This is a genomic window from Streptomyces azureus (genome assembly GCF_001270025.1).
Lineage (GTDB): Bacteria > Actinomycetota > Actinomycetes > Streptomycetales > Streptomycetaceae > Streptomyces > Streptomyces azureus.
Map to the genome: position 1 here is coordinate 20294 of NZ_DF968428.1, position 7391 is coordinate 27684.

6 protein-coding genes are annotated in these 7391 nt (G+C 72.9%); 4 read left to right on the forward strand and 2 right to left on the reverse strand.

Annotation, left to right across the window (positions count from 1 at the left end; all coding sequences use genetic code 11):
- Positions 1–56: 56 nt before the first annotated feature.
- From cofD to AOQ53_RS34975, 3 genes are all read left to right on the forward strand, one after another.
- Entirely contained in the window at positions 57–1016 is a 960-nt protein-coding gene (gene cofD / locus AOQ53_RS34965) for a 2-phospho-L-lactate transferase (RefSeq protein WP_059423562.1), read from the forward strand.
- On the forward strand, positions 1013–2341 hold the full coding sequence (locus AOQ53_RS34970) for a coenzyme F420-0:L-glutamate ligase (RefSeq protein ID WP_059423564.1): 1329 nt from the start codon (positions 1013–1015) through the stop codon (positions 2339–2341). Before cofD ends, AOQ53_RS34970 begins: the two co-directional genes overlap by 4 nt.
- A 75-nt stretch (positions 2342–2416) precedes the next feature.
- Positions 2417–3418 (forward strand): DNA-3-methyladenine glycosylase family protein, encoded by a 1002-nt coding sequence (locus tag AOQ53_RS34975; protein WP_059423565.1) that lies wholly within the window; start codon positions 2417–2419, stop codon positions 3416–3418.
- Positions 3419–3750: 332 nt separating this feature from the next.
- On the opposite strand, the gene manB is transcribed toward AOQ53_RS34975, so the two are convergent.
- Entirely contained in the window at positions 3751–4833 is a 1083-nt protein-coding gene (gene manB, locus AOQ53_RS34980; RefSeq protein ID WP_059423566.1) for a mannose-1-phosphate guanylyltransferase, read from the reverse strand.
- A 136-nt stretch (positions 4834–4969) separates the two neighbouring features.
- Positions 4970–6436 carry a peptidoglycan recognition protein family protein gene (locus tag AOQ53_RS34985; RefSeq protein ID WP_059423569.1) on the reverse strand — a complete coding sequence of 489 codons (1467 nt, stop codon included), beginning with the start codon at positions 6434–6436 and terminating at the stop codon, positions 4970–4972.
- A gap of 150 nt (positions 6437–6586) precedes the next feature.
- Here AOQ53_RS34985 and AOQ53_RS34990 point away from each other — a divergent pair, with 150 nt between their 5' ends.
- Positions 6587–7342 carry a TIGR03089 family protein gene (locus AOQ53_RS34990; RefSeq protein WP_059423568.1) on the forward strand — a complete coding sequence of 252 codons (756 nt, stop codon included), beginning with the start codon at positions 6587–6589 and terminating at the stop codon, positions 7340–7342.
- Positions 7343–7391 lie beyond the last annotated feature (49 nt).

Below are 7391 nucleotides of genomic sequence, written 5' to 3' on the forward strand. Positions count from 1 at the left end.
GACCGGTTGCCGTAGGCGCTGACCGGTTGTCGTAGGCGCCTGCAAGACTGGCTTCCATGCGCATTGTGGTTCTGGCAGGCGGCATCGGTGGTGCCCGGTTCCTGCGTGGTCTGAAGCGGGCCGCGCCGGACGCGGACATCACGGTCATCGGCAACACCGGGGACGACATCCACCTCTTCGGGCTGAAGGTCTGCCCGGACCTCGACACGGTGATGTACACGCTCGGCGGCGGCATCAACGAGGAGCAGGGCTGGGGGCGCGCCGACGAGACCTTCCACCTCAAGGAGGAGCTCGCGGCGTACGGCGTCGGGCCCGAGTGGTTCGGCCTCGGCGACCGGGACTTCGCCACGCACATCGTGCGGACGCAGATGATCGGCGCCGGATACCCGCTGAGCGCGGTGACCCAGGCGCTGTGCGACCGCTGGGAGCCGGGCGTGCGGCTGATCCCGATGTCCGACGACCGCGTCGAGACGCACGTGGCCGTCGAGATCGACGGCGAGCGCAAGGCGATCCACTTCCAGGAGTACTGGGTGCGGCTGCGCGCCTCGGTGCCCGCGGAGGCGATCGTGCCGGTGGGCGCCGACCAGGCGAAGCCCGCGCCGGGGGTGCTGGAGGCGATCGCCGAGGCGGACGTGATCCTCTTCCCGCCGTCCAACCCGGTCGTGTCGATCGGCACGATCCTCGCCGTGCCCGGCATCCGGGAGGCCATCGCCGAGGCCGGGGTGCCGGTGGTCGGCCTGTCCCCCATCGTCGGTGACGCGCCCGTGCGGGGCATGGCCGACAAGGTGCTCGCCGCCGTGGGCGTCGAGTCGACCGCACCGGCGGTGGCCGAGCACTACGGCTCGGGCCTGCTGGACGGCTGGCTCGTCGACACGGTGGACGCCGGCGCGGTGGAGCGGGTCGAGGCGGCCGGGATCCGCTGCCGGGCCGTGCCGCTGATGATGACCGACGCCGACGCGACCGCGCAGATGGCGCGGGAGGCCCTGGCACTGGCGGAGGAGGTGCGGGGAGCTTGAGCGGCGAGGTCCCGGAGAACCGGCAGGGCGCCGACGGGTACCGGGTGTGGGCCCTGGGCGGGATACCCGAGGTCACGGCCGGGGACGATCTGGCCAAGCTGGTCGCGGCCGCCGAGCCCGGTCTGGCCGACGGGGACGTCCTGCTGGTCACGTCGAAGATCGTGTCCAAAGCGGAGGGCCGGGCGGTCCAGGCGGCCGACCGGGAAGCGGCCATCGACGCCGAGACGGTACGGGTGGTCGCCCGGCGCGGCACCCTCCGGATCGTCGAGAACCGGCAGGGCCTCGTCATGGCCGCGGCCGGGGTCGACGCGTCCAACACACCGTCCGGGACGGTGCTGTTGCTGCCCGAGGACCCGGACGCCTCCGCCCGCGCGATCCGCGACGGGCTGCGGGACACCCTCGGCGTCGACGTCGGTGTCGTCATCACCGACACGTTCGGGCGGCCCTGGCGCGCGGGGCTCACGGACGTCGCGATCGGCGCCGCCGGAGTGCGCGTACTGGACGACCTGCGCGGCGGCACGGACGCGCACGGCAACCCGCTCAGCGCCACCGTCGTCGCCACGGCCGACGAACTCGCCGCGGCCGGCGACCTCGTCAAGGGCAAGGCGGCCGGGCTCCCCGTCGCCGTGGTGCGCGGCCTGCCGCACGTGCTGGCGCAGGACGACGCAGAGGGAGCGCGGGCCATGGTGCGCGGCGCGCGCGACGACATGTTCCGGCTCGGTACGTCGGAGGCGGTACGGCTGGCGGTGACCCAGCGGCGTACGGTCCGGGCCTTCACGGACGAGCCCGTCGACCCCGGAGCGGTACGGCGGGCGGTGGCCGCGGCGGTGACGGCCCCGGCGCCCCACCACACCACCCCGTGGCGATTCGTGCTGCTGGAGTCCGAGGAGTCACGGACGCGGCTGCTCGACGCCATGCGGGACGCCTGGATCGCCGATCTGCGGCGGGACGGCAAGACGGAGGAGTCCATCGCCAAGCGGGTGCGGCGGGGGGACGTGCTGCGGAACGCGCCGTACCTCGTCGTCCCTTGTCTGGTCATGGACGGCTCGCACACCTACGGCGACGCGCGGCGCGACGGGGCCGAGCGGGAGATGTTCGTGGTCGCCGTCGGCGCCGGCGTGCAGAACTTCCTGGTCGCGCTGGCCGGGGAGCGGCTGGGGTCGGCATGGGTGTCCTCGACGATGTTCTGCCGGGACGTGGTGCGCGAGGTGCTCGGGCTGCCGGCGGACTGGGATCCGATGGGCGCGGTGGCGGTCGGGCATCCGGCGGAGGAACCGCGGGCGCGGCCGGAGCGGGACGCGGGGGCTTTCATCGAGGTGCGGTGACCGGCGGCGGCCGGCGCCTACGCTCTTAGCGCGGCTCCTTTCTCATCCCCCTCTCGTATCCCAGGGACTTCCCTCATGGCAGGACGGTTCGCTCCCCGGCCCACGCGTACGACCACGCACGGCGGGCACGTCGGCGTCGCCGGGGGCGTGCCGCGGCAGGCCGCTGGGCCGGGGCGGGTGCGCGACTGGGTGCCGGACGGGCCGCTGGATCTCGGTCTGGTGCTCGGGCCGCTGCGGCGCGGGCCGGGTGATCCGACGTTCCGGGCGATGCCGGACGGGTCCGTGTGGCGGGCCTGTCGTACGCCCGCCGGGCCCGGGACGCTACGGGTCTGCGCGTACGGCGGTGGGGTGCGCGGCCAGGCCTGGGGGCCCGGGGCGGAGTGGCTGCTGGACCGGTTGCCGGAACTGCTCGGGGGCGCCGATGACCCGTCCGCGTTCGTACCCCGGCACCGGCTGGTGGCGCTGGCCCGGCATCGGCGGCCGGGGCTCAGGCTGACGCGGACCGGGCTGGTGCTGGAGTCGCTGATTCCGTCGATTCTGGAGCAGAAGGTCACGACCGATGAGGCGTATCGGGCGTGGCGGTTGCTGGTGCGGAAGTTCGGGGAGCCGGCGCCGGGGCCCGCGCCCGGGCGGATGTGTGTGATGCCGGAGCCTCGGGCGTGGGCGTTGATCCCGTCGTGGGAGTGGCATCGGGCCGGGGTCGACAACAAGCGGGCGTCGACGATTCTGCGTGCGGTGCGGGTGGCCGGGCGGTTGGAGGAGGCGGCCTGGATGGAGCCGGCGGCGGCTCGGGCGCGGCTGGAGGTGGTGCCGGGGGTGGGGCCGTGGACGTCGGCGGAGACGGTGCAGCGCAGTCATGGGGCGCCGGACGAGGTGACCGTGGGGGATCTGCATCTGCCCGGGATCGTGGGGTGGGCGTTGGCCGGGGACCGGGATGCGGATGACTCCGTGATGCTGGAGTTGTTGGAGCCGTATGCGGGGCAGCGGCATCGGGCGGCTCGGTTGATTCTGCTGAGTGGGAGGGTGCCGGGGCGGAGGGCGCCGAAGATGCCGCGGTGGGATATCGGCGGGTTGTGATGTGCTGCCCGGTTTCTGTGCCGCGGTGGTGGTGCTGGGCGGGGGTGCGCCACTCAGCGTTGCAGGGTGCTCGGCGTTGTTGCTGAGGCCGGGTGGGTCCGCAGCCCGGCGGAGCGGGGTGCCTCCCCCAAGCTCTCGGCTTCGCTCGAGCAGGGGGTACCCCCATCGCCCACCCGTGCCGCCCCAGCGGCACGACTGCCCGCAGGCGGCGGCCGGCGGCAGCTCAGCCGAGAGAGTCGCGCAATACGGCGGAGCGGATGCCGCTGCGCCCCCCTCCCCCCCAGCGGCACGACTGCCCGCAGGCGGCGGCCGGCGGTAGCCGTGCCTGGTCGCTACTGGTCCGAAGAGAAGCGGACTGCTCCTGCTGGGATTTGGGCGTCGCACCAGATGCGGGCGCCGTCGCGGAGTTCGTTGTCGGGGCCGATGATCGCGCCGTCGCCGATGACCGTGCCGGTGAGGACGGAGCGTTCGCCGACGCGGGCCCGGGTGCCTATGAGGGAGTCGGTGATGACCGCGCCTGGTTCGATCACGGCACCCGGGAGGATCGTGCTGCCGAAGACGCGGGCACCCTCCGCCACGAAGGCGCCCTCGCCGACCACCGTGCCGCCGGACAGCTTCGCGTCGGCCGCGACCGTCGCCGTCGGCAGGACCAGGCGGTCACCGCAGCGGCCGGGGACCGCCGGGGACGGGGCCCGGCCCAGGACCAGGTCCGCCGAGCCCCGGACGAACGCCGCCGGTGTGCCCAGGTCCAGCCAGTAGGTCGAGTCGACCATGCCCTGGAGGTGCGCCCCGGCGGTCAACAGGTCCGGAAACGTCTCGCGTTCCACCGACACCGGCCGGCCCAGCGGGATCGTGTCGATGACCGAGCGCCGGAAGACGTACGCCCCCGCGTTGATCTGGTCGGTGACGATCTCCTCGGGCGTCTGCGGCTTCTCCAGGAACGCCAGGACCCTGCCCGTGTCGTCCGTGGGGACGAGGCCGTAGGCGCGCGGGTCCGTGACCTTGGTGAGGTGCAGGGAGACGTCCGCGCCCGTGGTCTCGTGGGCGTCGACCAGGGCCCGGATGTCGAGGCCCGTCAGGATGTCGCCGTTGAAGATCAGGACCGGGTCGTCGGGGCCCGAGTGAAGCCGGGAGGCGACGTTGCGGATGGCGCCGCCCGTGCCCAGGGGCTCCTCCTCGGTCACGTATTCGAGGTGCAGCCCCAGCGCGGAACCGTCACCGAAGTACGGCTCGAAGACCTCGGCCAGATAGGACGTGGCCAGGACGATGTGCTCGACACCCGCCGCTCTCGCTCTCGCCAGTTGGTGCGTGAGGAAGGGCACCCCGGCCGCCGGCACCATGGGCTTGGGCGTGTGCACCGTGAGCGGGCGCAGCCGGGTGCCTTTGCCGCCGACCAGGAGGATCGCTTCTGTCACGTGTCGTCTCTGCTTCCTGCCGGGACCGGCCGAACTGTCTTTCGGCCGGTCAGTGTATGCAGACCGTTCCGTGGCGCCTTCGCTGGCCGTGCGGCATTCCGCCCCGCTGTCCCCCCGACGGCGGTGAACGTGTGTGTCAGCGGCCCTGGTACCGGGCCGCCTTGGAGCGGGCCGAGCCGAGCTTGCTGTAGAGCTTCCGCCCCGGGCACTCCGTCCTGAAGCCGTCGCGGTGACCGGAGATCACGTTCAGTCGTACCTTCTTACCTTTTCGGTGGAGGTTGCTACCCCCCGACTTCAGGTATGTCTTACCCCGCGGATTCACCCCGTACAGGCCCAGCTTCCACGCGGTGAGCCGGGCGACGGCCCTGACGGCGGCGGCCGACGGCTTCTTGGCGCCGTACGACCCGAGGACGGCGATCCCCATGCTGTTGCTGTTGAAACCAAGGGTGTGGGCGCCGAGGACCGGCCTGGCCACGCCCCCGGCGCGGCCCTCGTAGATCTTTCCGCACTTGTCGATGACGAAGTTGTAGCCGATGTCCCGCCAGCCCATGCTCTTGACGTGGTAGCGGTAGATACTGCGGATGAGTGACGGGACCTGCGAGCAGCGGTAGTTGTTGCCGGAGGCCGTGTGGTGCACGAAGGCCGCCTTGACCTTCTTCGTGTACCGGAAGCCGCTCTCCCGCAGCCCCTCGTCGGCTCCCCAGCCGCGCCGCGTGACGATACGCGGGCGCGGTCCGACGTACGGCCTCGCCTGTTGCTGCTCCGCCGGCTCGCTCGCGTTGAGGGCGAAGAACTCCCGCTCGGTCCCCGCGCGGTTCAGTACCGGGATCTCGGCTGCGCCGAGGGGGGCCAGGTCGGCGTTGGCGGCGGAGGCCCCGGCGGCGGCGGAGGTCTCGCCGGCGAGGGCGACGGTGCGGGGGCCGTCCGCGGAGGCGCCGGGCGGCGAGACGTCATCGCCCGGGTCGACGAGTTCGAGACGGAGGCCGGAGGGGAGCGGGGGCGCGGCGGGCAGGTTGCGGGCACCCGTGCCGTGGTGCGCGGAGTCGGCTTCCGCGCCCTCGGGTTCGGAGCGGACCCGGAGTTCCACGCCGTCGGAGTCCCCCACCCACAGCGGTGCCGTGGCGCCGCGGACGCGGCCCGAGGTGCTCTCGGGGGTGCCCCGGTCGGCCGCGTGGTCGGCGCTGTGCGTCTCGACGTCCTGCCAGCCCGACCAGGTGCCGGTGTCGGCGGCTCGGGTGCGGACCTGGACGCGGCCGTGCAGTGCCGCTTCGGGGTCGTCCCAGACGATGCCGACGAGGGAGAAGTGGCGTACGGCACGGCGGGTCAGGCCCTGTTCGGGGGCACCGGGGGCGGTGGGGGTGGCGCGGTTGCGGGTGAGGGGTTCCAGAGGGAGGGACTGGGTGCTGCCGGGGGCGTACGGCTCGGCGCGCCGGTTGGTCATGGTCGTGTCCGGTGTCCCCGCGTGGGGCGCGGGTCTCGCGGTCGTGGCCGCTTCCGTGGTCGGTACCGGTCTCGCCGTCGCCGCGACGGCGGGCGGAGTGAGAGGGAGGGCCAGAGCGGCCGCACAGGTGACACCTATCGAAGAAGCGAGAAATCCATGCATGCCCCTGATCTTGGACATAGTCGTATAAGTCTGTCCATTTGGGAGTTGACGGGCCGTCGGCCGAGGTTGGGCCGAACCGGTGGCGGATTCACGGCGGGGCGGTGGCCGGGCCGTTGGGCGACTGCTTGCGTGCCGCGTACGCTTGCGCGGGTGAACGCCACCGATCGCACCCCTGCCGACCTGCTGAATTCCGCGCTCGCCGCGGATCCGGGACGTCCCCTGGTGACCTTCTACGACGACGCCACGGGCGAACGTGTCGAACTCTCCGTGGCCACCTTCGCCAATTGGGTGGCCAAGACCGCCAACCTCCTCCAGGACGAGCTGTCCGTCGAGCCCGGGGACCGGGTGTCGCTGTTGCTGCCCGCGCACTGGCAGACGGCCGTGTGGCTGCTGGCGTGTTCGTCGGTGGGAGTCGTCGCGGACGTCGCGGGGGATGCGCGAGCGGCCGATGTCGTCGTGAGCGGGCCGGACCAGCTGGAGGCGGCGCGGGCGTGTTCCGGGGCGCGGGTCGCGCTGGCGCTGCGACCGCTCGGGGGGCGGTTTCCACAGGTGCCCGAGGGGTTTGTCGACTACGCGGTGGAGGTGCCGGGACAGGGGGACCGGTTCGTGCCGTATGCGCCGGTGGATCCGGAAGGGCCTGCGCTGATCGTGGCGGGGCGGGAGTTCAGCGGGGCGGAGGTCGTCGAGCGGGCTCGGGCGGAGGCGACGGGGCTGGGGTTGACCGGGCCTGGGTCGCGGATTCTGTCGGGGTTGCCGTACGACACGTGGGAGGGGTTGAACGCGGGGTTGTACGGGCCGTTGGCCACGGGGGGTTCTGTGGTGTTGTGCCGGCATCTGGAGCGGGCGGGGGACGGGGTGCTGGACAAGCGGGTGGAGAGTGAGCGGGTTACGGCTATTGCCCGGTAGGGGCCAGGACGCAACGCCCGTTCAGCCCATCCCCACCCCACCCCCACCC